Source organism: Streptomyces sp. NPDC001549 (assembly GCF_042894025.1).
Taxonomy (GTDB): Bacteria; Actinomycetota; Actinomycetes; order Streptomycetales; family Streptomycetaceae; genus Streptomyces; species Streptomyces kutzneri.
Map to the genome: position 1 here is coordinate 1 of NZ_JBIAVJ010000003.1, position 22,494 is coordinate 22,494.

General features: G+C 71.6%; 20 protein-coding genes. 14 read left to right on the forward strand and 6 right to left on the reverse strand.

Annotation, left to right across the window (positions count from 1 at the left end; translation table 11 throughout):
- Positions 1-93: 93 nt before the first annotated feature.
- The 3 genes from ACFY04_RS05275 to ddaH (ACFY04_RS05285) form a co-directional block, all read right to left on the reverse strand.
- Complete coding sequence (locus ACFY04_RS05275; RefSeq protein WP_389114294.1) at positions 94-849, reverse strand: 2OG-Fe(II) oxygenase; 756 nt, start codon at positions 847-849, stop codon at positions 94-96.
- 32 nt (positions 850-881) lie between these two features.
- Positions 882-1,436, reverse strand: coding sequence for a methylated-DNA--[protein]-cysteine S-methyltransferase (locus tag ACFY04_RS05280; protein ID WP_389114295.1), 555 nt, complete (start codon positions 1,434-1,436; stop codon positions 882-884).
- Between the two features lie 107 nt (positions 1,437-1,543).
- Complete coding sequence (gene ddaH / locus ACFY04_RS05285; RefSeq protein ID WP_030008802.1) at positions 1,544-2,410, reverse strand: dimethylargininase; 867 nt, start codon at positions 2,408-2,410, stop codon at positions 1,544-1,546.
- A 318-nt stretch (positions 2,411-2,728) separates the two neighbouring features.
- On the opposite strand from ddaH (ACFY04_RS05285), the gene ACFY04_RS05290 reads away from it, so the two are divergent.
- Genes ACFY04_RS05290 through ACFY04_RS05345 form a run of 12 tightly spaced genes read left to right on the forward strand, consistent with a single transcriptional unit; the run spans position 2,729 to position 15,553 of the window.
- Positions 2,729-4,039, forward strand: a complete 1,311-nt coding sequence (locus tag ACFY04_RS05290) for a SidA/IucD/PvdA family monooxygenase (protein WP_389114296.1) — start codon at positions 2,729-2,731, stop codon at positions 4,037-4,039.
- A 54-nt stretch (positions 4,040-4,093) separates the two neighbouring features.
- Positions 4,094-4,462, forward strand: coding sequence for a cupin domain-containing protein (locus ACFY04_RS05295; RefSeq protein WP_030714028.1), 369 nt, complete (start codon positions 4,094-4,096; stop codon positions 4,460-4,462).
- Positions 4,459-6,078 carry a class I tRNA ligase family protein gene (locus ACFY04_RS05300; RefSeq protein WP_389114297.1) on the forward strand — a complete coding sequence of 540 codons (1,620 nt, stop codon included), beginning with the start codon at positions 4,459-4,461 and terminating at the stop codon, positions 6,076-6,078. Before ACFY04_RS05295 ends, ACFY04_RS05300 begins: the two co-directional genes overlap by 4 nt.
- Positions 6,079-6,093: 15 nt before the next feature.
- Positions 6,094-7,401 carry an MFS transporter gene (locus tag ACFY04_RS05305; RefSeq protein ID WP_389114298.1) on the forward strand — a complete coding sequence of 436 codons (1,308 nt, stop codon included), beginning with the start codon at positions 6,094-6,096 and terminating at the stop codon, positions 7,399-7,401.
- 14 nt (positions 7,402-7,415) lie between these two features.
- Complete coding sequence (locus ACFY04_RS05310) at positions 7,416-8,669, forward strand: ATP-grasp domain-containing protein (protein WP_389114299.1); 1,254 nt, start codon at positions 7,416-7,418, stop codon at positions 8,667-8,669.
- Positions 8,662-9,486: a dimethylargininase gene (gene ddaH / locus ACFY04_RS05315; protein ID WP_389114300.1), complete on the forward strand. Its 825-nt coding sequence runs from the start codon at positions 8,662-8,664 to the stop codon at positions 9,484-9,486. The genes ACFY04_RS05310 and ddaH (ACFY04_RS05315) overlap by 8 nt, the downstream gene beginning before the upstream one ends.
- On the forward strand, positions 9,483-9,818 hold the full coding sequence (locus ACFY04_RS05320) for a hypothetical protein (protein WP_189738075.1): 336 nt from the start codon (positions 9,483-9,485) through the stop codon (positions 9,816-9,818). Before ddaH (ACFY04_RS05315) ends, ACFY04_RS05320 begins: the two co-directional genes overlap by 4 nt.
- On the forward strand, positions 9,815-11,593 hold the full coding sequence (locus ACFY04_RS05325; RefSeq protein WP_389114301.1) for an ABC transporter substrate-binding protein: 1,779 nt from the start codon (positions 9,815-9,817) through the stop codon (positions 11,591-11,593). Before ACFY04_RS05320 ends, ACFY04_RS05325 begins: the two co-directional genes overlap by 4 nt.
- Positions 11,593-12,096, forward strand: coding sequence for a YbaK/EbsC family protein (locus ACFY04_RS05330; protein ID WP_389114302.1), 504 nt, complete (start codon positions 11,593-11,595; stop codon positions 12,094-12,096). Before ACFY04_RS05325 ends, ACFY04_RS05330 begins: the two co-directional genes overlap by 1 nt.
- A gap of 5 nt (positions 12,097-12,101) precedes the next feature.
- Positions 12,102-13,364 carry an ATP-grasp domain-containing protein gene (locus tag ACFY04_RS05335; RefSeq protein WP_389114303.1) on the forward strand — a complete coding sequence of 421 codons (1,263 nt, stop codon included), beginning with the start codon at positions 12,102-12,104 and terminating at the stop codon, positions 13,362-13,364.
- Positions 13,365-13,400: 36 nt separating this feature from the next.
- Entirely contained in the window at positions 13,401-14,546 is a 1,146-nt protein-coding gene (locus ACFY04_RS05340) for an NAD(P)/FAD-dependent oxidoreductase (RefSeq protein ID WP_389114304.1), read from the forward strand.
- A gap of 29 nt (positions 14,547-14,575) precedes the next feature.
- Positions 14,576-15,553 carry an MmcQ/YjbR family DNA-binding protein gene (locus ACFY04_RS05345; protein ID WP_389114305.1) on the forward strand — a complete coding sequence of 326 codons (978 nt, stop codon included), beginning with the start codon at positions 14,576-14,578 and terminating at the stop codon, positions 15,551-15,553.
- A gap of 26 nt (positions 15,554-15,579) precedes the next feature.
- On the opposite strand, the gene ACFY04_RS05350 is transcribed toward ACFY04_RS05345, so the two are convergent.
- Positions 15,580-17,082 (reverse strand): NB-ARC domain-containing protein, encoded by a 1,503-nt coding sequence (locus tag ACFY04_RS05350; RefSeq protein WP_389114306.1) that lies wholly within the window; start codon positions 17,080-17,082, stop codon positions 15,580-15,582.
- 246 nt (positions 17,083-17,328) lie between these two features.
- Between ACFY04_RS05350 and ACFY04_RS05355 the strand changes: the two genes are divergently transcribed.
- Positions 17,329-20,463, forward strand: a complete 3,135-nt coding sequence (locus ACFY04_RS05355; RefSeq protein WP_389114307.1) for a BTAD domain-containing putative transcriptional regulator — start codon at positions 17,329-17,331, stop codon at positions 20,461-20,463.
- Positions 20,464-20,533: 70 nt separating this feature from the next.
- Here the strand turns inward: ACFY04_RS05355 and ACFY04_RS05360 are convergent, their stop codons facing one another.
- Positions 20,534-20,716, reverse strand: a complete 183-nt coding sequence (locus ACFY04_RS05360; RefSeq protein WP_314243105.1) for a hypothetical protein — start codon at positions 20,714-20,716, stop codon at positions 20,534-20,536.
- A gap of 85 nt (positions 20,717-20,801) precedes the next feature.
- Positions 20,802-21,707, reverse strand: a complete 906-nt coding sequence (locus tag ACFY04_RS05365) for a hypothetical protein (protein WP_389114308.1) — start codon at positions 21,705-21,707, stop codon at positions 20,802-20,804.
- A gap of 197 nt (positions 21,708-21,904) precedes the next feature.
- On the opposite strand from ACFY04_RS05365, the gene ACFY04_RS05370 reads away from it, so the two are divergent.
- The gene (locus ACFY04_RS05370; protein WP_389114309.1) at positions 21,905-22,453 is read left to right on the forward strand and encodes a LysM peptidoglycan-binding domain-containing protein; all 549 of its coding nucleotides are present in this window, start codon (positions 21,905-21,907) and stop codon (positions 22,451-22,453) included.
- The last annotated feature ends 41 nt before the right edge of the window (positions 22,454-22,494 follow it).

Genomic DNA, 22,494 nt, shown 5'->3' on the forward strand with positions numbered 1-22,494 from the left:
CACCGACCCCAAGCCCTACGTCTGGACCAAGACCGCAGACGAGATCCTCGAACGCCTCGCCAGTTATCTGAACAGAATTCCCGACTCAGAAGACTAGCGCGCGTCGTGGAAGATCACGCCCAGCACGTGGCGCTGCCCGCTGAGGACGGCGCTGACGCCGTGCCGCAGCGTCACCCGGCTCCAGCCGCGCACCGAGCGCACCGGGCGGTGGTCGACCGTGAAGATCAGGCCCTGGCCCTGGGCCGGCCGTCTGACGAGCGGGCGGGACTGGGCGCGCGGGCGCTGTTCGACGAACACGCTCTCCCCGCCGGTGAAGTCCTCGTCCGGGCGGTCGAGCATGATCGCCACCTGGAGCGGGAAGGTGAGGTCACCGTAGATGTCCTGGTGCAGGCAGTTGTAGCCGCCCCGCCCGTACCGGAGCAGGAGCGGGGTCGGGCGGTGCTGCCCGGCGGCCGCGCACGCCTCGACCAGTCCCCCGTGGTCGGGGGCGAAGGCCGGCTGCCCCAGACGCCGCGCCCAGTCGTTGGCGATCAGGGCGAGCGGCGGGTACAGCCGCTCCCTCAGGTCCTGGACGAGCTCGGGCAGCGGGTAGGCGAAGTAGCGGTAGAGGCCCTCGCCGAAGCGGTGCCGCGCCATGGTCACGGTGCTGCGGAAGGCCGTGGGGTGGTCGAAGAGCTCCCGCAGCTCCGCGCACTGCCCGGCCGACAGCAGCGGCGGGGTCACCGCCACCCCCTCGGTGTTCAGTTCCGCGGCCAGCCCCGCCCAGTCGAGGGTTCCGGGCGAGGGTGGGGTGAAGACCGGGCCGGGCAGTTCGAGGCCGGGGAGCTGGGACGGCTCGTACGCGCTCACATGCTCTGCTTTCTGCGGCGGGGAGGGCGGATTCAGGCGGCCGGCGCGGCCGCGGCTTCGAGGGCGAGCAGATGGCGCTTGGCCTCCAGCCCTCCCGCGTAGCCGCTGAGACTGCCCGTGGAGCCGATGATCCGGTGGCAGGGCAGCACCACGCACAGCGGATTCGCTCCCAGCGCCGTGCCGACGGCACGCGCGGCGCCGGGCCGCTCCAGCGCCCGGGCGAGCTCCGCGTAGGTCGAGGTGTGCCCGTACGGGACGAACTCGGCCAGCATCAGGTTGGTGCGCCGGCTGAACGGGGTGGCGAGCCGCAGGTCCGTCGCGACGGTGAAGTCCCGGCGCGTCCCGGCCAGGTACGCGTCGATCTGTTCCCGGGCCTCGTCCAGGACCTTGTGTCCCGGTGCGCCCGCCTCCCCCGGTCCGGCCGGGCGCAGTCCGGCCCGGCCCAGGCGCTCCGCGGCTTCCCCGGTGGTGCCGTAGCAGCACAGCACGAGCGCGTCGTCCGTCGCCGCCAGCACGAGCGGCCCCAGGGCCGTGGGATGGATCGCCACCGTGGCGGTGGTACCGCTGAGCGGACCGGGGGTCGGCATGGCGGGACTCCTTCGTTCGTCATGATCTTCGTTCGTCACGACCCGGCCCACCGCCAGGGCCGTGCGGCGACGGTAGAAACACCGTCGCCGCCGAAAGGGTTGCGCGGTCAGCGGTCGCGCAGTTCCAGCGTGCAGCACTTGACGCTGCCGCCGGCCTTGAGCAGCTCGGACAGCTCGACCCCGATCGGCTCGAAGCCGCGCGCCCGCAGCTTGGCGTGCAGGCCGGTGGCCGCGGCGGGCAGCAGCACGTGGCGGCCGTCGGAGAAGGCGTTGAGGCCGAAGACGGCCGCGTCCTCGGCGGTGGCCAGGATCGCCGTGGGGAACATGGCGCGCAGGACGGCCTGGCTGCCCTGGGAGAAGGCGGCCGGGTAGTACATGACCTCGTCCTCCGACAGCACCGAGAGCGCGGTGTCGAGGTGGTAGTACTCCGGGTTCACCAGGGTCAGGGAGGTGACCGGGAGGCCGAAGAACTCCTGCGCCTCCGCGTGGGACCGCGGGTCCGTGCGGAAGCCGGTACCGGCCAGCAGGCGCCGGCCGACGGTGAGGATGTCACCCTCGCCCTCGTTGACGAACTCGGGCCACAGCGTGTCCGTGTAGCCGCGGCCCTCCAGCCACCGCAGGTACGCGGGCCCCTCGGCGGTGCGCTCCGCGTGCCGGAACCGGGCCCCGTAGACCTTGCCGTCGACGACGGTGGCGCCGTTGGCCGCGAACACCATGTCGGGCAGGCCCTCGATGGGGTCTATCTCCTCGACCACGTGGCCGAGTTCGAGGTACAGGTCGCGCAGGCCCTCCCACTGGCTGACGGCGAGCGCGTTGTCCGTGGCGTGCTGCGGGTTCATCCACGGGTTGATCGAGTACGTGACGTCGTAGTGCCGGGGCCGGCACATCAGCAGACGTCGGCGCGTGGCGACCCGTGTGGGGCTCTCGGAACGGTAGAGCGCGCCGGCAGGGGTGATGGGCTCGGTGAGCGGCACGAGGGCTCCTTCTCATGGGGTTTCGATGGAAGCCCGGCTGCCCGAGGGATGGTTCGGCCAGCCGGATGCGTGTGACGCAACTGATCACAAGACCCCATGGAAATGGGGCTCGGAGTTGACCGGAAGTAATCGGGAACACCGGCCAATCAACCCGCCCGCGAGGGCCGCCGCCGAGTTGATTGTCCGTGGCCGAGATGCCTTCCGGGCAATCGGCCGCTGCCGTGGACTGTGGTCATCACCCGGGAGGCAACGCAAGGACGCAACCCGTCCTGCCTGACCGTACGAACCTGTCCACCTGTTCCATCTGGAGGTACTTCCATGGCGCATCGCAATGTCGAACTGCTCGCAGTCGGCGCAGGCCCGGCGAACCTGGCGCTGGCGGTCGCCGTCGAGGAGCTCGCACCCGAGCTGGCCGGTGACACCCTGCTGATCGAGCGCGAGCAGGACATCGTGTGGCAGCGCGGCATGCTGCTGCCCGACGCGCTCAGCCAGGTGTCCTTCCTCAAGGACCTGGTCACCATGCGCAATCCGTGCAGCAGATTTTCCTTCGTCAATTTCCTTCACTCGCAGGAACGTCTCGACGCTTTCGTCAACCTGGCGAGTTTCGTTCCTTACCGCAGTGAGATATCCGAGTACCTGCAGTGGGTCGCCAACGAGCTGGAGACGGTGCGGGTCGAATACGGACGCGAATGCGCCGGCGTCGAGGCGGTGACGGGCGACGACGGCGAGGTCGGCGGCTGGCTGGTCACCCTTGCCGACGGCGACACCATCGGCTGCCGCTACCTCGTGATCGGTGCGGGCCGTGACGCCCACGTCCCCGCCGTGTTCGACGGTCTGCCGGCCGAGCGCGTCATCCACAGCACCCAGTACACGCAGCGCATCGCCGAGGTGCGGGCCGACCTGCCGCACCGCGTCGCGGTGATCGGCGGCGCGCAGAGCGCGGCCGAGCTGTTCGGCGCCGCGCTGCGGGACCTGCCCGAGTGCAAGCCGACGATGATCATGCGCTCCATCGGCCTGAACGGCTACGAGAGCAGCAAGTTCACCAACGAGCTCTACTACACGTCCTTCATCGACGAGTTCTACGGCTCCTCGCCGGAGGCCCGCCAGCAGCTGCTCGGCGAGATGTACCGCTCCAACTACGGCGGTCTCTCCCCCGCCACGCTCGACGGCCTGTACCGGCAGTTCTACCAGGACCGCCGCTCCGGCCAGGAGCGCCTGGGCATGCACGCCATGACGGACGTGACCGGCGCCCGCATGGACGGCGACGAGGTCGTCCTGACCCTCGTCGACCGCAAGTCGGGCGCCGAGCGGGAGATGCGCACGGACCTGGTGCTCCTGGGCACCGGCTTCGTCCGCGAGATGCCGTGGGCGGTCAAGGCCCTCGCGGAGTCGATCGGTGTCGAGGAGATCAACGTGAGCCGCAGCTACCGGCTCGACCTCGGCCGCCCCGCGACCGCCGCCTGCTACCTGCAGGGCGTCAACGAGGCCACCCACGGCATCGCCGACTCGCTGCTCAGCGTGCTCGCGGGCCGCTCCGCCGAGATCACCCAGGACATCCTGGCGCACCGCCGGAACCGTTCCGCGGAGGCCCCGGCCCCGCGTGAGCTCGCGTTCGCCGGCGCGGTCTGAGACCCGCGCACCCCTCACGAGCCGTACCCGCCTGACGAGGAGAGACCGAAGCACATGCTCACCCAGCCACTCGACCGCGAAGGACTGACGCACGAGAACGGCCTCGACGCGCAGCGGCTGCTGCCCTGGCCCGAGCTCAACGCCCCGTTCGAGGGGTCCTGGTGCGTGATCCGCCCCGGCACCGCATCGACCGCCCACGCCCACCACGAGTACGAGATCTTCATCGCCGTCGCCGGCACCGCCGTCCTGGAGTCGCAGGGCGTCCGCAAGCCCTTCACGACCGGGGACATCGTGCACTTCACCCCGGGCTCCGACCACCGGGTGATCAACGAGTCCGACGAGGACTTCGAGATGTACAGCGTCTGGTGGGACCTCGACATGACACAGCGGTTCGCAGCTCGCCACGAAGGAGCCCAGGCATGACACGCCGTACGGTCATCATCGCGCCGCCGCCGACCCCGAACGGGGACCTGCACACCGGGCACCTGGCGGGCCCCTACCTGGCGGGCGACGTGTACGCACGCTACCTGCGGGCGTCGGACCGGCCGGTGATCTTCACCAGCGGCACCGACGACAGCCAGACCTACGTGGTGGCCAGCGCCGCCCGCGCCGGTCTGACCCCGGAGGAGCTGGCCCTGCGCTCCGCCAAACAGATCCGCGCCACCCTGGAGGCGGCCGGCGTCTCCGTCGACGGCTTCGCCCCCTTCGACAAGGGCTACCGCCAGACCGTCATCGACTTCGTCACCGACCTCCACAGCGAGGGGGCCTTCCGGCTCAAGACGGTGCTGCTGCCGTACGTCGAGGCCACCGGCGAGTACCTGATGGAGGGACTGGTCGCCGGCGACTGCCCGGTGTGCCTCGTGGAGAGCCGCGGCGGACTCTGCGAGTCCTGCGGCCACCCCAACAACTTCGACGAACTGCTGCGTCCGCGCTCCACCGTCGACCCGGACGCCGTGGTCACGCACCGCGAGGCGCAGATCCTCGTGCTGCCGATGGAGGAGTACCGCGACCGGCTCGCCGACTACTACGTCAGGCACCGGGACGTGCTGCGCCCGCACACCGCGCAGCTCGTCCGGGAGGCGCTGGACCGCCCGCTGCCGGACTTCCCGATCACGTACCCGACCGCGTGGGGCATCCCGGCGCCGTTCACCGAGACGCCGGGCCAGGTCCTCAACGCCTGGGCCGAGGGCATGGCCGCCTCGATGTACTGCACCTGGTACGCGGCCGAGCAGCTCGGTGAGCACACCGACCGCTTCGACGAGCACTGGCTGTCCGAGCACGGCATCGACCTCGTGTACTTCCTCGGATTCGACAACGTCTACTTCTGGGGAATGACGCACCTGGCCCTGCTGATGGCGCACGGCGACCGGTACGTCGAGCCGCACGCCATCGTGTCGAACGAGTTCTACGAACTGGAGAACCAGAAGTTCTCCACAAGCAAAGGCCACGTGGTGTGGGCCGCCGATCTGGTGGCCGAGGTACCGCGTGACCTGGTGCGCTTCTACCTGGCGCTGACGGCGCCGGAGCACTCCCGGACGAACTTCAGCCGTGAGGCGCTCGACAGCCTGTCGAGCTCCCGGCTGGTCGATCCGTGGAACCACCTCGCGGGCCGGCTGGACGCGCTGCTCACCGGCGTTCCGGCGGACGCGCTGCTGCCGGTCTCGGCGACCGGTGCCCAGGAGGCGGGGATCGTCGTCGAGCGGTTCCGCTCCCACTACGAGCTGGAGAGCTTCAGCCTCCACCGGGCCGCGGACCTGATCGTCGTACACCTCGACCGGCTGCTGAAGCAGGCGGACCGGGTGGCGGTGGGCGTCCCGAGCGACCTCGGCGACCTGGTCCTCGCCGTCCGGACGCTGACCGCGTGCGCCGCCCCGCTGCTCGTCGACCTCGCGGCCCGTGCCGAGCGGTCCGGCGCCGATCTGAGCCTGCCGGCCGGCGCCTTCCCGGCCGACCCCGTCGCTCCGCTGCGACTCCCCCTCCTGTCGACCGCGGTCGGGGCCTTCGCGCCCGTGGCCGAGCCGGCCGACATCCGAGCCTGACCTCCGAGGAGCACTGTGTCCACGATCGCCCCGCCCCGTCCCAATCGGGCAGAACGACTGCTCATCCCCGCGACCTTCATCACCAACCTCGGCAACGGCATCCAGCTCACCGCCGCCTCGTACCTGGTCTTCACCGAGGCCAACACCATGCTCGCGGTCAGCTGGCTGATGATCGCCGTCACCATCCCGCAGGTGGCGCTGTCCCTCTTCTTCGGCAAGCTCGCCGACCGCTTCGACCGCCGTACGCTGGCGATGGTCTCCGACCTGGCCAGCGCGGCCGCCGCGATCGCCCTGCCGGTCTGGCTGGCCCTCGGCGGTAACCCCTCGACCGTCAGCTACGTCGCCAGCTTCGTCCTGTCGATCTCCGCGGCCCTCTTCTTCCCGGCCAGCAACGCCCTGATCAAGGAGCGCATCCCGGAGTCCCGGCTCGCCCAGTTCAACGGCAACGCCGAGATCGCCATCCAGGGCGGCACGCTCGCCTCGGCGGCCCTCGGCGGCTGGGTGATCGTCTGGGTCGGCACCACGTCGCTCTTCTACTTCAACGCGATCACGTTCCTGCTCTCCGCCGTCCTGCTGTTCTTCATCGGCCGCCGCCCGGCCGGCCAGGGCACCAGCGCCCCGGAGGCCGCGGCCAAGGCCGCCGCCGCGGCCAAGGCCGCCGCGACCGGCTCCCGCCCGCCGCTGGCCCGTCTCGCGCTGCTCTACATCATCGGCAACATCGTCATCATCGTCGGCAACAGCATCATGCTCGTCCTGGTGATCGAGGGCTTCAAGTCCAACGCCGGCTACCTCGGCATCGTCGACGCCCTGTTCGGCATCGGTGCGCTGTTCGCGGCCTGGGCCTTCAAGAAGATCAGCTCCAAGGCCACCGTGCTGAAGACGGCCCTGATCGGCTACCTCGCCTTCGCGGTGCTCCTGTCCCTGGAGTCCGTCCACCTCTACGCGATGATGGCCGTCATCCCCTTCGCCGCCATCGCCTTCTGCGTGGCCCGCATCTCGGCCCGCACCGCCCTGATGAGCGCGGCACCCGAGGAGAAGACGGGCTTCGTCTTCGGCGCCACCAACGCCTTCGGCCTCGCGGCCGGCACCACCGCCGTCGTCCTGATCTCGCTCCTGGTCGATTCCACCAACGTGAAGAACGGCTTCTACGCCCTCTCCGCCCTGGTCGTCGTCATCGCCACCCTCACCGTCATCTCGCTCCGCAAGCACGACCGCGAGGTCGCCGCCGCCGAGGCTGCCGCCGCCGCCGAGATCGTGTCCGAGCCGGTCGCCGAGGCCGCTGAGGCCGCCGAAGCCGCCGAGCCCGTCCCGGCCAAGGTCTGAGGGGAGAAGCACCGATGAAGCTGCTCGCCATCGAGGCCAGCCAGAACGCCACCTACTACGTCTCGCGCTACCAGCAGATCGAGGCCCTCGGGGCCGAGGTCCACGTACTCAACGGCATGGGAACCGAGGACTTCTGGGACGCGGAGCGCTACCGGATCGCCGGCTCCAAGCAGATCGAGGACATCGTCACCGCCGCGAAGATCTGGCACGCGGAGGAGGAGTTCGAGGGGGTCCTGACCTTCTCGGAATCCGGGGTCGTCACGGTGGCGGTCGTCGCCGAGGCGCTCGGACTGCCGAGCATCGGTTTCGAAGCCGCCCGGACCAGCCGAAACAAGCTGCTGATGCGCCAGGCCCACGAGCGCGGCAGCGCGGCGCACCCCGGCTTCCGGTACGCCCCCGACGCCGAGGCCGCCCTGACGGCCGGTGAGGAGCTCGGCTACCCGCTGATCCTCAAGCCCACCCTGGGCGCCGCCAGCAACTTCGTGTTCAAGGTCGACGACCCCGAGGAGATGCGGGCCCGCTTCGCGGACGCCACCTCGGGCATCGAGACCATGACCTGGGCCCTGATGGAGGCCGACGGACTGGACCTCGGCCCGAACGGGATCATCGTCGAGGGCTACCTCGACGGCCACGAACACCTCATCGAGGCGCTGGCCTGGGACGACGAGGTGTACCTCGGCTCCATCGTGGACCGGATCACCGTCGAGAGCGGGACCTTCGACGACGACGTCCACCACGCGCCGAGCTCCCTGACCCCCGAGCAGATCGCCGCGGTCCACGAGGTGGTCCGGGACGCGGCCCACGCCCAGGGACTGCGCCGGTCCGTGCTGCACGCCGAGGTGAGGTTCCACCAGGGCAAGCCCTTCATCCTGGAGATAGCGATCCGTCCCGGCGGCGGCGGTCTCGACCACATGGCGCGGATCAGCGCCGGCCACGACCCCATCCGGTGCGTGGCGGACGTGGCGCGCGGCATCCGGCCCGACGTCTCGCACTACGCGCCGACGGGTGTGCACACCGCCGCGATGTGCCTGATCAGCGGGGCGGGAACGGTCGAGTCCATCGAGGTGCCGACCGAGGTCGCCGAGGACCCCGCGCTGTTCTTCCTCAAGATCACGGCCACGGCGGGGACCGTCATCAAGCGCCCGCCGGCGGGCAACAACATCCTCGGTTTCATCGGTGCCACCGGCACCTCCCTGACGGAGGCGCTGACGACCGCGCACGTCGCGGCCGGGCGCATCCGCACCGAGATGAGGCCGGAGCATGGCTGAGGCCCCGCGGCGCACGGCCACCCGGCGGCACTACCTGATGTGCCGGCCGACCCACTTCGAGGTGACCTACGCGATCAACCCGTGGATGAACCCCGGGAAGCCCATGGACGCCGGCCTGGCGCTGGCCCAGTGGGAGCGGATCCGGGACCTCTACCTCGGGTTCGGACACGAGGTCTCCTACATCGACCCGGTCCCGGGCCTGCCGGACATGGTGTTCTCCGCCAACGGCGCCACCGTGGTCGACGGCAAGGTGCTGATCGCCAGGTTCCGCCACCAGGAGCGGGCGGCCGAGGCCGACGCCCACCGGGCCTGGTTCGAAGCCCGCGGCTACACCGACATCCGCGTCCCGCGGTACGTCAACGAGGGCGAGGGCGACTTCGCCCCGGCCGGCCGGCGGATCCTGGCCGGCGCGGGATTCCGCAGCGACCCCGGCGCGCACGAGGAGCTCCGCGCGTTCTTCGGCCTGCCGGTGGTCGGCCTGACCCTGACCGACCCCCGCTTCTACCACCTCGACACCGCGCTGTTCGTCCTCGACGAGGACCTGGTGGCGTACTACCCCGCCGCCTTCTCCGAAGAGAGCCAGGACGCGCTGCGTCGGCTGTACCCGGACGCGATCCTCGCCACCCGTGAGGACGCCGATGCCTTCGGTCTGAACGCGGTGAGCGACGGACTGAACGTGGTGGTGACGGAGACCGCCACGCACCTGATCGGTGAGCTGCGCGAACGCGGCTTCGAGGTGCACGGCGTGGATATGTCCGAACTGCTGAAGGCCGGTGGCGCGGTCAAATGCATCACTCAGGAGATACGACGCCCGTGATCGATTACGACGGCAGAAGTTTCCGCAACACCGGTTACCCGGCGGGCGAGGACGCCCCCGTCGGCCACTACCGCCAGGACGGCGACCTGCTCTGGGCCGACTTCGACGGAGGCCCCGTCCGCAGGGGCTCGCTGAACGGGCGCGTGGAGCCCGACGGGAACCTCGAATTCGCCTACACGATGGTCCTCGCGGACGGCGAGGTGGTCGCAGGACGGTGCTGGAGCACCCCCGAATTCCTGGACGACGGACGGATCCGGCTCAACGAGCGCTGGGAGCGCTACGGAGCCCACTCGGACAGCGGTGAATCCGCACTGGAGGAGGTAAGGACATGACCCCGCCCACCACCCCGCTCCGCGGGGGCAGCGTGACCTGGGCCTGCACCAGCGGCTTCAGCCCGGTCTTCATCTTCCCCTTCACCCCGGGCGAGTACTACGGGGTGGCCAACCTGCACGAGTTCCAGACGCTGATGTACCGCCCGCTGTACTGGTACGGCACCGGCGGCCAGCCGACGGTCGACTACGAGCGCAGTCTCGCCGAGCCCCCCGAGTGGAGCGAGGACGGCCGCACGGCGACGATCACGGTCAAGCCCTACAAGTGGTCGAACGGCGAGACGGTCGGCGCCGACGGCGTGATGCTGTGGATGCACCTCCTGGAGGCCGAGAAGGACAGCTTCGGCGGCTACACGCCGGGCTTCTTCCCGGACAACCTGACCGGCTACGAGAAGGTCGCCGAGGACAAGGTCAGCTTCACCTTCGACCGCGCCTACTCGCACAACTGGGTGCTGATGAACCAGTTCAGCACCATCACCCCGCTGCCCAAGGCCTGGGACCGCACCGCCGGCGACCGGCCCGCCGACGCCACCCACGACCCGGCCCAGGCCTCCGCGGTCTACGCCTATCTGCGGGCCTGCAACGACGAGCGCAAGAGCTGGGACACCAGCCCCGTCTGGAGCGTGGTCAACGGACCCTGGAAGCTGAGCAGTTACACGATCGACGGCGTCTCCGGCGAGGCCGTCCTGGTACCCAACGAGACCTACTCCGGCCCCAACAAGCCCTACCTTGACGAGTTCCGCCTGATCCCCACCGGCTCGGACACCGAGCAGTACGAGATGCTCCGCCGCGGCCCCGAGGCCCTGGACGGTGTGCAGATCGGCTTCCTGCCCTTCGACGAGGTCACCGAGCCGGCCGAGGACCTGCTGGCCGGCGGGCCCAACCCGCTCGGCGAGCACTACGACCTCGTCCCCCAGCTCACTTACAAAATCCATTACTTCCCGATCAACTTCAACAACCCCACCGTCGCCGGAAAGATCTTCAAGCAGCTCTACTTCCGCCAGGCACTGCAATCCTGCCTCGACTCCCGGGGCGCCATCCGCGACGTCTACAAGGGCTACGGCTACCCGACCACCGGGCCCATCCCGGCCCTGCCGGACAGCCCGCTGCTCTCACCCGCCGCGCACGAGGACCCGTACCCCTTCGACGTCGCGAAGGCCCGCGCCCTCCTGACCGGGAACGGCTGGGACACCAGCACCACCCCGGCACTCTGCGTCCGTGAGGGCACCGGACCCGGAGAGGCGGGCGAGGGCATCCCGGCCGGCACCCCGCTGCGGTTCTCGATGAGGTACGCCCAGGGGCACGAGACGCTGACCGCGGTCATGCGCAAGTTCGCCGCCGACGCCGCCGAGGCGGGCATCGAGATCGTGCTGACCGAGGTCGAGGCGAGCGTCCTGGTCCTGGAGGACACCACCTGCACCCCGGGCCCCGACAGCCCCTGCCTGTGGGAGTTCAGCGACTGGAACGGCGGCTGGGGTTACGGACCCGGCTTCTACCCGACCGGCGAGGCGCTCTACTCGAGCGGCTCCTCGGTGAACTTCGGCAGCTACAGCGACCCGAAGGCGGACGAGCTGATCGCCCGCACCGTGGTCAGTGACGACCTGGAGGACCTCTACGCCTACCAGGACTACATCGCGCAGCAGGTCCCGGTCATCTGGATGCCCAACTTCCCCTTCCGCCTGCTGGAAGTGGCCAACAACCTGAAGGGCGTGGCTCCGATCAACCCCTTCGGACTGATCAACCCCGAGGACTGGCACTACGTCGGCGAGGTGCTCTGATGTACCAGCGGCTGATCGGCCTCCTCGACGGCAACCAGGCCCGCTACCGGCTGATCGACCATGTGGCCGAGGGCCGGACCGATCTGGCGAGCGTCCTGCGCGGCCACCCGCTGGACCAGGCCGCCAAGTGCATCGTCGTCCGCGTGAGCATCACCAAGCGGGTCGGCAAGTACGTCCTCGCGGTGGTTCCCGGTGACCGGCAGGTCGACCTGGAGGCGGTCGGCGCCCTGTTCGGCGGCGGGCGGACGGCGTTCGCCACGCCCGAGATCGCCGAGCGACTGGCCGGCAGCGTCTGCGGCACGGTGATGCCGCTCAGCTTCCACCCCGATCTCCACCTCGTCGTCGACGAGGGCCTGATCCTCACCGAAGAGATCTATTTCAACGCGGCCCGCCTGGACCGCTCCGTGGCCCTGTCCACCCCCGACTACCTGGCCATCGCCCAGCCGCAGCTGGCGGCGATCGCGACGGCCGGCGACCGGGTCCTGACCCACTCCGCGAGGTGACGAAGATGACCGATGACACCAGCCCGACCGATGACGGCGTGGTGATCCTGGTCGGCAGCGGACAGCGCGCCTACCGCGAGTACCTGCTCGCCGGCGCCGCCCGCCGCCGCCCGATCTGGATCCTGGACGCGGTGGATCCGACCTGGCAGGAGCAGTACGTGCTGGGCTCCACCACGGTGGAACTGCTCGACCGCGAACGCCTGGTGCCCGACACGGAGGGCCTGGTCAAGGCCGCCGAGGCGGTGGCCGCCGAGCACCGCGTGGTCGGTGTGTTCAGCTACGACGAGACGCTCGTGGTGACCACGGCCCTGATAGCCGAGCGGCTCGGACTGCCGGGCCTGACCTCCCGCGGTGCCGACAACTGCCGCAACAAGCACAACACCCGGCAGCTGCTGACCGCCGCCGGACTGCCCCAGCCGCACTTCGCCTACGTGACCGACGCGGAGACGGCCCTCGCCACGGCCGATTCCTTCGGCTACCCGGTCGTCCTCAAGCCCCGCGGCATGGGCGCGAGCATCGGCGTCATCCGGGTCGACGGCCCGGACGGGATCCGTGCGGCCTTCGAGGTCGCCGACGCCGCCAGCCACGGCGGGAACAGCGACTACGAGGGCGGGGTGCTGGTCGAGGAGTGCGTCATGGGCCCCGAGATCAGCATCGACGGAGTGGTCTTCGACGGCGACTGGACCCCGCTCTTCCTCGCGCACAAGGAAGTGGGCCTCGCGCCCTACTTCGAGGAGACCGGCCACGTGGTCAGCGCCACCGACCCGCTGCTCGCCGACGAGGAACTGCTGGGCATCCTCCGGGACGCCCACCGGGAACTGGGCATCGGCTACGGGATCACGCACACGGAGGTGAAGCTCACCACCCGCGGCCCGGTGATCATCGAGGTGAACGCCCGCCTCGGCGGCGACCTCATCCCCTACCTCGGCAGCCTCGCCACCGGCGTGGAGCCCGGCGAGCTGGCCGCCGAAGTGGCCGCCGGCGTCCGCCCCGCGTGGACCCCGGCCGAGTCCCGCACCGTGGGGATCCGCTTCCTGTACCCGCCGGAGAACGGCACGGTCCGTTCGGTCGACGTACCCGCCCCCTCGGACGTACCGGGGCTGCTGGAGACGAACGTGATGGTGGCGCCCGGGGTGACGCTGCTGCTGCCGCCCGCGGGCTACCTCAGCCGGTACGCCAACCTGATCTGCGCCGGAGAGGACCTCCTGAGCTGCGAGGAGTCCCTCGCCAAGGCGGCCGCCCTGACCACGATCGTCCTCGACAGCTGACCCGTCGGCTCAACGAAAACTGAAGGGAGGTGTGTGATGTCGACGAGGGTGACGGTAGTGGGCGGCGGAGTGATCGCCCTGCTCACGGCGGTCGAGTGCGTGCTCGACGGACACCAGGTCACGGTCGTGGACCAGGGCCCCATCCCGCACAGCAGAGCCACCTCTTTCGACCAGCACCGGATCCTGCGGGCCCTGCACCCGGCGGACCCGCGGACCACGGCGGCCGCACTGCGTGCGCACCGCCGCTGGGTCGAACTGGAGGAACTGTTCCTGACGCGGTTCTACGAGCAGGTCGGCTCCCTCACCGTCCTGCCGCCCGCGGCCGCGACGGACGCGGCGGCGATGCTCGCCGACGCCGGCGGCCACGCCAGGGAACTGACGGCGGCCGGCCTGGCCGACCGCTATCCGCACCTGCACGTGGGCGGCGGCCTCGGCGCGGTACTGGAGGACGAGGCGGGCGTACTGCTCGCCGAACGGGTCCTCGCCGCCTGCGTCGGCTGGCTGAAGTGGCAGCGGGGCATCGAGCTGATCGAGCACCGGGCCGTGACCGCCGTCGACGGCGAGAGCGGCAGCGTACGGCTGGTGGACGGGCGGGTGCTGCGCAGCGACGCGGTCCTGGTGGCCGTGGGCCCCTGGTCCCGGGACCTGCTGCCGCAGAGCATCTCCGAGCGGCTGACCCTGTACCGGCAGTCCCTCCTCTACTGCCGGGTGCCCCGGCACCAGTCGCAGGCCTGGGCGGCCACTCCGGCCATACCGGCCCTCGGCACCGCCGGCGGAGCCTGGCTGATCCCGCCGGTGGCGGGCACGGCCCTCAAACTGACCTCGGCCACCGCCTGCCGGGTGGTGGACGCGATCAGCGACTACGCCACCGACCCGTACTGGCAGCGCAGGCTGGAGAAGGAGTTCGGGGACATCCTCCCCGGCTTCGGCCCGGCCTGGGTCACCGCGGCCAAGGACGCCTACTACTCGGCCTTCTCGCCGACCGGCGGACCGCTGCTGGTCGCCCTGGGCGGCGCGGGATTCGCGTACGCGGCCTGCGGTGGCACATCCTTCAAGTTCGCGCCGCTCATCGCGCGGTCGCTGGCCGACCGGCTGATCGGCAGGACTCCGTCGCTGATCGGCCTCGGTGCGCTCGACGGGCCACCGCTGGACGTCCACACCCCGCAGCTCGCGGGACTGTGAGCGGCGGCCGGATGCGCAAGGAGCGGGCCGTGGCAACGGTGGACGAGGTACGGCGGCTCGCGATGGGCCTGCCGCGGACCGAGGAGCACCTGATCCGGGACCGGGTGAAGTTCCGGATCGGCAGCATCGTCTATCTCGCCCTGTCCCGGGACGAGAGCGAACTGGGCTTCGCCTTCCCCAAGGAGGAGCGGGCGGCGCTGGTGGCTGCCGAACCGGAGAAGTTCTTCCTGCCCCGGGAGTCCGATCTCCGCTTCAACTGGGTCGAGGCCCACCTCGGGGCCCTGGACCGGAACGAGCTGACGGAGCTGGTCACCGAGGCCTGGCGGATGGTGGTGCCCGCGAAGGTCGCCCGCGCCCACCTGGATCCGCCGGCCGCGCCGCCGCTCCCGCCCGCACCGTCCCTGGCCGAACTGCGTTCCTCGGCCGAGGTGTTCAACGGGTTCGCGGGCGTGGACCGAAGCTGGCAGGCGCTGCGCGAGGAGACCGGCCACGCCCTCGACCTCTCGCTCGCCGCGCACCGTACGGCCCTGCACCGCTGGCTGAACTCCTGGGGCTGCCGCATCCGTTACCCGCGCGAGGGCGAACCCGACACCTTCGGCGCGGGGCTCGCCGCATGGTGGGAGCGGCACACCCTGGCGCACGCCCCGCTGGCCCGGCTCACCCCACGGGAGATCTCCCGGTTCGCGGCCGCCTACGAGGAGCTGGCGGCGCTGCCGATCGGCCGCCGCAGCCTCGGCCCGACCGCCGCGGCCAAGACGCTGTACGCACTGCGGCCCGACTCGGTCATGCCGTGGGACGCGGCCATCGCGCAGCGGCTGCACGGCGTCCGGGACGGGGCCGCCTTCGCCCGCCACCTGGAGCTAGGCCGGAGCTGGGCGCGTGCCGCGCTGGAGGAGGGCGGCGGTCAGGGCGAGGCGGCCCTGTGCGCCGGGATCGGCCGGCCCGGGGTGTCCCTCGCCAAGATCCTCGACGAGCACCTCTACGTCACGATCACCCACGCGGCCTGACCGGCAAGGCACCCCTCGGGCCGGGCCTACCCCGACTGCCGCGCGTGCGCCTGGCCCCGCGCCGCCGCGGGCGCGGACGCGGACGCGGGGTCCTCCTCCGTGGGGTCCGGCTGCGTCAGCGCGTACGCCCGGGCCATCGGCGTCAGCCCGTACTGCCCCGGCAGGTCGGAGTGGTCGAGCAGCCCCGCGTCGAGGAGCCGTTCGAGGAGGTCCTCCACCGGTTGCGCGGACCGCTCGACCAGCATGGCGAGCGCGTCCGCGGACTCGTACACCACGTTGTCCACGGAGGGCGGGTTGTCGGAGCCGGCGAACTGGCGCAGCATCAGCCGCGCCCACGGGGTCAGCAGCCGGTAGGCGCTGTCGAGGCGGTTGCTCAGCGCGTCGTCCCCGATCTGCAGCCGGCCCAGGAAGCGGCCGGGTGACCGCTGCCCGCCGCGCCCGTCCTGGCCGCCCGGTCCGCCCGGTCCGCCCGGCCCGTCCCCGAGCAGCTCGGACACGGAGTCCTGGAGCATCCACTCGGGGCGGGCCGCGATGCGCCGGCCGGCCAGGTTGAGCGCCAGCGGCAGGTCCCCGCAGGCGTCGGCGAGGCGCAGGCAGGCGCGCGGCTCGGTACCGACCCGGTCGCCGCCGAGAAGCTGCGCGAGCAGCTCCATCGACTCGTCACGGTCCAGTGCGGGGAGCCGGATCCGGCCAATTCCGTCGAGGCCCAGTAGCCGCGACCGGCTGGTGATGATGATGCGGCTCTCGGGCGCCGCGATGAGAAGTTCCCGGATCTGCCGCTCGTGCTGGACGCCGTCCAGGACCACGAGCAGCCGCCGCCGGTTCAGGAGCGATCGATACAGGCCAATTCTCTGACCGGGATCGTTCGGGATCCGGTCGGTGGGGATACCGAGCGCCTCCAGGAAGCCGCCCGCGATTCCGGCGGCGTCCTTACGTCCGTCCGCGGCCGGGTCGAGGTTCGCGTAGAGCTGCCCGTCGGGCAGGTTCACGGCCAGTTCGTGGGCGAGCCGCAGGGCGAAGGCCGTCTTGCCCACGCCCACCTGACCGCTGATCACCAACGGCGCCGCGGGGCGCTGCCCGCCGTACGAGGGGGCGGTCAGGGCCCGGGCCCGCTGGAGCAGCTCACGCCGTCCCACCAGGGGATGAGCCTCCATCGGCAGCTGTGACGGGGGCGGCAGCACGGCGCGTACGTCGGCCGCGCGCAGCTCGTTCTCCTGGTGCTGCTGCACGGCTTTGACCGCCGGACGGGCGGTTCCGTCGTCCCCGTCGGCCCGTGCCGCCTCGTGCCAGCGGCGCTCCCAGGTGGCGCGGTCACCGCCGCAGGCCTCGGCGAAGGCGAGGGCCACCTGAAGCGTCGGGAGGCGGTAGCCGGCGGCCGCGTCGGAGAGCACGGACGCGGAGAACATGGCACGGGTGGCCATGTCGCGGTAGCCGGGACTGCCGGCCGCGGTCCGCAGCCTGCGCAACTCCCGGGCGAACGCGGTGACTGGTCCGGCATCGGGGGCCAGTGGTCTCTCCAGTCTTCCCACAGCCTGCTCCTTCGGTACTCGCTCCGTGTGCTGCCTGCTCCGGGCCGCCCATGAACTGTCCGTGTCGCCCTTCCTGATCTGCTACCGGATGCTTACCGCGTGCGAGGGGTAACCCCTATGATCCGGCTGACATGACCCGGCCAGGGGTCTTGTTCATTTGGGGGTGGATGTCCGATGCCGGGGGCGGATGCGGAATCCGGGGAGAGACGAAGCGCGGATCCTGCGGGGGGCAGGCTGCGTTTCAACGTGCTCGGATCGCTTGAGGGATGGTTCGGCGAGGTACGGCTGAGGCTGGGGGGAGCGATCCAGGAACGGGTCCTGTGCGTGCTCCTGCTCGAAGCCGGCCGGGTGGTGCCCGTGGCCCGCCTCGTCGAGGCGACCTGGGAGAAGGACCCGCCGGTGACCGCGGCGCACCAGGTCCGCAAGGCCGTCGCCGACCTGCGGCGGCGCATACCCACCGGCACCGAGGTGATCGCCACCGACGGCCCGGGATACCGCGTGGTGGTGGCGGACGACCAGGTCGACCTCCTGGAGTTCGACACCCTGACCAGGGCTGCGGGCCAGGCACTGCGGGAGGGCGGGCGGTCCGAGGCCGCCGAGGCACTGCGGTCCGCCCTCGCACTGTGGCGGGGATCGGTCCTGTCCGGTACCGGCGGACCGGTGATCGAGGCCGCGGCGATCGCGCTGGAGGAGCGCCGGCTGGCCGCCGCCGAGCAGTTCTTCGACCTGTCCCTCGCACTCGGCGAGAGCGGTGAGCTCATCTCGGGCCTGCGGGCCCTGATCACCCAGCACCCGCTGCGGGAGACGCTGCGCGGTCAGCTGATGCTCGCCCTGTACCGCTCCGGGCGGCAGGCCGAGGCGCTCAAGGAGTACGGGGAGGTCCGCGGGCTGCTCGTGGACGAGCTCGGGATCGACCCGGGCCCCCGGCTGGCCAAGCTGTACGAGGCGATCCTGCGCGACAGCCCCGAGCTGGCCGCGCCCGAACGGCCGGCGCCGGTGACCGCGGCGCCCGTACGTCCGGTGCCCGGGTCGGCGGCCCCGGTGGAGCCGGTGGCCGAACCGGCCGTTCCCGGGCCCGCGGTGTCCGAGGGCGCGGCCCCCGAGGCCCCGGCCCGCACGGAACCGGACCGGGAGGCGGAGCCGGGTACGCGCGCCGCGCCGGCCGACGCCCCGTGCACCCTGCCGTACGACCTGCCCGACTTCACCGGCCGCGCCAAGGAACTGGCCGAGCTCTTCGACTACGTGCAGGACGAGGGCCGGGGCGGCGAGCGGTACGCCCGGATCGTGGCCATCGACGGCATGGGCGGCATGGGCAAGACCACCCTGGCCGTGCGCGCCGCGCACCGGCTGGCCGGCCGGTATCCCGACGGGCAGCTCCACATCGACCTGCACGGATTCACCCCGGGCCGCGAGCCCGTGACGCCCACCGCCGCGCTCGACGGCCTGCTGCGGACCCTCGGTACTCCGGGCGACCGGATTCCCGAGGACCTGGAGGGGCGCACCGCCCTGTGGCGGTCGAAGCTGGACGGCCGGCGGATGCTGCTCCTGTTCGACAACGCGGTCGACGCGGCGCAGATCAGGCCCCTGCTGCCGGCCTCGCCCGGCTCTCTCGCCCTGATCACCAGCCGCGGGCGGCTGCTGGACCTCGACGGCGTCGAGTGGGTGTCCATCGGGATGATGGAGCCCGAGGACAGCACCAGCCTGATGGCGGAGACCCTCGGTACCACCCGGGTGGCCGCCGAGCCGGCGGCCTCCGCCGAACTGGCCGAACTGTGCGGGCACCTGCCGCTGGCGCTGCGGATCGCGACCGCCCGGCTGCGCAACAGGCCGCGCTGGACGGTGCGTTATCTGGTCGAGCGGCTGCGCGACGAGAAGCGCCGGATGGACGAGCTGAGTTCGGGAGAGCGCAGCGTCGCGGCGACCCTCCGTCTGTCGTACCTGGCGATGGACGAGGAGTACCGGACCGCGTTCCGCATCCTCAGCCTGTACCCGTGCGCCGGGACGGACGTACATTCGGCGGCGGCGCTCCTCGGCACGACCGTCCGGGACGCCGAGGACGCCCTGGAGTTCCTGCTCGACGTCCACCTGGTCCAGCAGCCCGACATCGGCCTCTACACCTTCCACGACCTGGTGCGCAGTTTCGCCCAGAGCCTGCGGGGGCCGGCGACGGCGGACGACGACGCGGCGGCGGTCGAGCGGCTGCTCGGCTACTACATGACGACCTCGGACGCGGCCTGCGAGGTGCTGTTCCCCAGCCGTGAACGCCGCCCCACCGGTATCCCGCCGTACCGGGGCGAACGGCCGCACTTCAGGCTCACCGAGCAGGCCCTGAGCTGGTTCGACCGGGAACAGGCCGGGCTGCTCGCGGCCGTGTCCCTGGCCGAGCGGTGCGGCCACGACCGGTACGCGGCCTGTCTGAGCCGCAACGTGGGCTTCCACCTGCACACGCACGGACGGCTCGACGAGTTCTGGAGCGTCGGGCACCTCGCGGTGGCCGCCGCCCGCCGGCTCGACGATCCCGCGCTCCTCGGCATCAGCCTGGCCAACCTGGGCGCCGCCTGCTGGAAGCTGGGCCGCTTCGAGGAGGGGCTGGAGGTGGCCCGGGAGGCGCGCGACACGGCGATCCGGGCCGGGGACCGGCACACCGAGGCGAACAGCGAATCGACCATCGGGCTGCTGATGTCGATGCTCGGCAGGTACGAGGAGGCCTTGCCGCTGGTGGAGCGATCCGTCGCCATGGCCCAGGACCTGGGCAATCCGCGTGCGGAGTCGGAGAGCCTGACCATCCTCAGCACGCTGTACGAGCGGTGGGGCCGCTTCCCGGAAGCGGCGGAGGTCGCCCGCCGGGCGATCGAGATCGACCATGACCTCGGCTACCGCAGCAACGAGATCGTGGCCCTGACCGATCTGGCCTTCGCCCAGGTGGGCCTCGGCGAGTTCGCGGACGCGGACGCCAGCCTCAAGCGGGCCCGGGACCTGTGCGACGAGACCAGGTCGCCGGGGGACGTCGCCCTGGTGCTGGCACTGTCCGCCCAGGTCGCGCACGAGCGGGGCGACGTGCTGCAGGCGCGTGCCTTCGCCGAGCGCTCCCTGGTCCTCGGGCGCACGAGCGGGGCCCCGATCCGGCTCGCGAGGGTCGAGAACGTCCTGGGCCAGCTCCACCTGCTGTGGGGGGAGCACGAGGTCGCGCTGGCCCTGCACAGCCACGCCCACAAGATCGCGGCGCCGATGAGCTTCCGGGCGGAGGAGGCGTCCGCGCTGGTGGGCCTCGCCCTGGCGGCCGAGGCACTCGGTGATGCCGTGGCCGCTGCCGGACACCGGGCGGCCGCCGAGGAGCTGTCCGATTTCATGGGCCTGCCGACGCACCGCCGCAGGTACTGAGCGCGGACACGGAACCGCCCCGCACCGAAGTCCGGTGCGGGGCGGTTCCGTGTGGTGCGCGGCAAGCGGGTCACCTACGGGTGGACGGGGCCGGGGACGGGGCGGGGGAGGCGACCCCGGGGCCCTTGTCCTCCGCGAGGACCTGGTAGCCGGAGGGCTGACCCGCGTCCACCGGGCTGCTGACCGTCACACCGACTCCGATCGCCAGAGTCGCCGCGATGATCCCGATCAGGCCGGCCAGCTTGCTGCGCATGTGTGGAACCCCCTGGTGTGTACCCGGTGCGGCTCCCGTGTGGTGCGGTGGCCGCTCTCGACAAGACAAAGACTGGCCGCAGCCCTTACCGGTCCGTTCCCCTCTCGATACCGCTCGTGACCGTGGCGCGGGAACGGCCGTTACCGCGCCGTTCCCGGTCCGGCTCCGTGGCCGCCGCGATGCGTGATCCCCGCGCGCTGACCAGCACATCTGTCCGCGTGGTGCCCGATTCGTACCCGGCCAGATCCAGCAGGGCCCGGACCGTCGCGCGGATCCCGGCCTGCTCCGCGTCGCGCAGCGGCGCCGCCGTTCCCTCGGGGGCGATGTCGGCGACCAGGTGCATGCCGTCGACGGTCAGCGTCTCCACCCTGAACTTGGCTCCCGTCAGGAGCTCTTCGACGAGATAGGGGGCCGAGTGCCGGGCGGTGACGGCCTGTTCGGCCCACCGGGCCAGCGCGGGCCGGTCGTGTACCGGAACGGTCCACCAACACCCGGATTTGTCTGCCGACTTGATGACCACGGGCAGGGGGAATTCCTCCGCCAGCGAGCACGCCTCGGTGACCGACCGGGCCTCCTCGGCACGTACCGCGGAGGTCCGGCTCTCATTGAGGATCCGCCGGATCGTCACCGCGTCCGGCAGCCCGCGGGCCGGCTTCCCGTGGCTCGCGGACAGCTCCCTCAGCACCTCCTCGGCGGCGGCCGCGGCGCCGCTGCCGAGACCCCTTTCGAGATCGCTCGCGAGATAGAGGACCTGCCCGATCCCGTGTTCGAGGACGGTGTCCGTCAGCAGGGCGCGCAGCGCGGCCGTGTCATCGAAGTCCACCCGGAGGAGCCGCTGCGGGGGCAGCTCCGAGGGAAGCCGCGCGTCCGGTGGGCGGGGTCCGGGATCGGACACCACCCAGACGTCCAGGCCCGCCACGATCGCGGCGCTCACGAGCCCGGGTCCGGGCCTGACCAGCATTACCCGCTCCGCAGCCTGTCTGATGATCACGGAAATCTCCTCCATCGTGTCCCACGATGGTGGCGAGGGGCCTTCCCGGTCCCTTCCCGCCGCGTTCCCGGCGGGGCCGTGACCTGGGCCGCGTGTCCTCCGGACGGCCCCGTCGCGGGGCCGTGGGGCGCCCGGTGCAGGACAGTGGAAGGAGGTACCGATCCCGGGGGGCAGCATCACGCCGGAGGCGTACAGACATGGGACTCTTCGACTTCCTGAAGTCCGACAAGAAGAAGGCGCACGACGCCGCCGAGAAGGCGAAGGAGCAGGTGCAGCAGCAGGCGGGCGAGGGCAGGAGGCCTCCCTCGGGTTCGGCGGCCGACGCCGCCTCGGCCACCCGGGCCACCGCCGAGCGCATGGCGGCGGCCGCGCCGCCCAGGCCCGCCCCCGCCCCCGCGACCCCTACGCCCACGTCCGCCGCGCACAAGGCCGTGCCCGCGCCCCCCAGGCCGACCGTGATGCCGAAGCCCGCGGCCTCCTCCGCCGCCGCGCCGGGCGCCATGCACACGCCCACCCCGCACTCGGCCGCGCACAAGGCGGTGCCGGCGGCCCCGGTGCCCAAGCCCGTGCCCACCGCCAAGAAGCGCACGTACACCGTCAAGCCCGGCGACTCGCTCCCCGCGATCGCCCGGCACGAGCTCGGCAACGAGGCCCGCTGGCGTGAGCTCTACGCGATGAACAGGGGTGTCGTCGGATCCAACCCCGACCTCATCCAGCCGGGCACGGTCCTCACCCTCCCCGGCTGACGCCCCCGCGGACGCGGAAGGGGCCCGGATCCTCGTGACAG

Coding starts and splice junctions, on each gene's coding strand:
- ddaH (WP_389114300.1), top strand. CDS start 8,662: ATGGCTGAGGCCCCGCGGCGCACGGCCACCCGGCGGCACTACCTGATG.
- ACFY04_RS05335 (WP_389114303.1), top strand. CDS start 12,102: ATGACCGATGACACCAGCCCGACCGATGACGGCGTGGTGATCCTGGTC.
- ACFY04_RS05370 (WP_389114309.1), top strand. CDS start 21,905: ATGGGACTCTTCGACTTCCTGAAGTCCGACAAGAAGAAGGCGCACGAC.
- ACFY04_RS05310 (WP_389114299.1), top strand. CDS start 7,416: ATGAAGCTGCTCGCCATCGAGGCCAGCCAGAACGCCACCTACTACGTC.
- ACFY04_RS05360 (WP_314243105.1), bottom strand. CDS start 20,716: ATGCGCAGCAAGCTGGCCGGCCTGATCGGGATCATCGCGGCGACTCTG.
- ACFY04_RS05280 (WP_389114295.1), bottom strand. CDS start 1,436: ATGCCGACCCCCGGTCCGCTCAGCGGTACCACCGCCACGGTGGCGATC.
- ACFY04_RS05340 (WP_389114304.1), top strand. CDS start 13,401: ATGTCGACGAGGGTGACGGTAGTGGGCGGCGGAGTGATCGCCCTGCTC.
- ACFY04_RS05325 (WP_389114301.1), top strand. CDS start 9,815: ATGACCCCGCCCACCACCCCGCTCCGCGGGGGCAGCGTGACCTGGGCC.
- ACFY04_RS05295 (WP_030714028.1), top strand. CDS start 4,094: ATGCTCACCCAGCCACTCGACCGCGAAGGACTGACGCACGAGAACGGC.
- ACFY04_RS05300 (WP_389114297.1), top strand. CDS start 4,459: ATGACACGCCGTACGGTCATCATCGCGCCGCCGCCGACCCCGAACGGG.
- ACFY04_RS05290 (WP_389114296.1), top strand. CDS start 2,729: ATGGCGCATCGCAATGTCGAACTGCTCGCAGTCGGCGCAGGCCCGGCG.
- ACFY04_RS05330 (WP_389114302.1), top strand. CDS start 11,593: ATGTACCAGCGGCTGATCGGCCTCCTCGACGGCAACCAGGCCCGCTAC.